We start from the raw sequence: 1,980 nt of genomic DNA on the forward strand, positions 1-1,980 counted from the left end.
GTCGCCGGAGTGGTCGAGCAGGGCGCGCAGGGCGGCGGCCGGGTCGTCGGTGTGGGCGGCCGCGTCCAGGGCCGCGGCCGTCAGCGCGGGCTCGGCGGGTTCGGCCGCGGTCGCGTACCGCTGGAGCAGGGCCCGTCCGTGCTCGGGGACCGGAGCCACCGCACGGAGCAGCGCGGCCCGTTCGTCGAGACCCCGGCCGGGATCGTCGACGGCGGCCGAGGCCAGCAGGACCGCGGCCCGCTGCTGCCGGGGCAGCCACCTGTCGGCGTACCGGAAGGGCGGCAGCGGCCGAGGAGACCCGGACACCGGGAACCGGCCGCCCGGGAGCAGGCTCTCGGCCAGCGCGCGGTCCAGCAGGTCGGTGCGCTCCGCCGCGAGGACGGCGAGCACCGGCGGCAGGTGGACCGCGGAGGGCTCCCGCGCCACCAGTTCGGCAGCTCGGTCGCCGCGCGTCGCGGGATCGGCCAGCCAGGCCGCGGCGACCTCGCCGAAGACACCGTCGGGGCAGGTGCGCAGGGCGTGGTCGATGCGGTCCCGGAGCTCGGGGATCCGGCTCGCGCGGTGGCCCCAGAACCTGACCAGCGCGAGCAGGGGGACGGCATCCCCACGGGCGGCGGCCCGGTCCAGCCACGGGCCGAGGGCGTCGAGCACGGCGCTCGTCGCGCCGCCGCGCGGCAGGAGGGCCGGAGGGCCGAAGGCGACCGCGCCGGTGTGCGCGGTCAGCGCCTCCAGGAGGCGTACGGCGGTCCGCACGGCGGTCCGCACGCCTGCGTCACCGCCGTCATGGGCGCCGAGCAGGGAGACGGCCAGCGTACGGATCGTGTCCCGGGTGCCGGAGGAGCAGTCCCGGGCCCGCAGGGCGTCCAGGCACAGCCGCTCCAAGGACTCCGCCCCGGTGGGGTCCCCGGCGGGCCCGCCCGTCCCGAGGGCCGGCACGACGAGCGAGGGCGGCACGTCGGCGAAGGCGGTGAGGGCATCCCCGCGGACGATGTCGCGCTCGTTCTTCAGTCGGCCGGCGGCCAGCGCGAGGAACTCCGCGACCTGTTCGGGATCACGGGCGTTGCCCGCGTTGCCGGCCAGATGGTGCCAGAGCGTCCCGCGCTCCTCGGCGTCACCGGTGCGGAGAGCCGCCAGGAGTTCGGGGCGGGCTTCGGCGGGCGGCAGGAGAGCGAGCAGGGCCCAGAGGTCCCAGTTCGAACCCCGTTCGGCGCGGAGCGCCTCGATCGCGCCACGGGCCCTGTGATGCCGTTCGGCGGCCGGCAGGTGGGCGAGCACCCCCGGGTGCGCACGGACGTTCAGGCGGGGGTCGCCCGCGGCGACGACGGCGTCCACGAAAGCGGCCCGGCGGGCCGGTGGCACCGACCGCAACAGGACGCCGAAGGCTCGGCGGTGGAACCACCGCGCTCCGAGCCGGGGCAGGGAGTGCGGATCCGCCGCCACCAACTGCCGCATGACCGAAGTGCCGGGCGTCCGCTCCCACCGGGCGGCCGCCCGGCGCGGGTCGGCGAGCCAGCGCGTCACGCGCTCGGCGTCCGCCGCGACGAGGTCGCCCAAACGGTCCTGGACCGGACCGGGCAGGTTGTCGGGGCCGAAACGTTCCAGCAGGTCCAGTACGCGGCCCGGTGCGGCGGGCAGCGCGGCGGCGATTCCGGTGGAGTGCTGCCGCCACCAGCGGTCGCGCGAGTGCTGGGGCAGGTCGCCGAGCTCCCGCTCCGCGTGGTCGAGGACAGCGACGGGGTGCCGGACGGCCAGGACGCTCCAGTCCTCGAACGCGAGCGCCCCGGCCAGTGCGGGCAGCATCCGCGCGGTGAACTCGGGCGAGCAGCCCGGCAGCAGGAGGGCCGCGTCCCGATCGCCGTACGCGGTACGGACCCGGGGCACCAGGCGCTCGGCGAGCGCCGGCCGCCGGCCGTCGCGCAGCAGCCGGGCGAGGTCGGCGCGGACCACGGCGGGCGCGTCGTCGTAGGCGGCCTCGACGGC

At 77.9% G+C, this 1,980-nt stretch carries 1 pseudogene; it reads right to left on the bottom strand.

The features are described from left to right. Window positions 1-1,980, bottom strand: a pseudogene (locus AB0E14_RS39650) (hypothetical protein); the annotation flags it as partial.

The sequence above is a fragment of the Streptomyces sp. NPDC047981 genome (assembly GCF_040653315.1).
GTDB lineage: Bacteria > Actinomycetota > Actinomycetes > Streptomycetales > Streptomycetaceae > Streptomyces.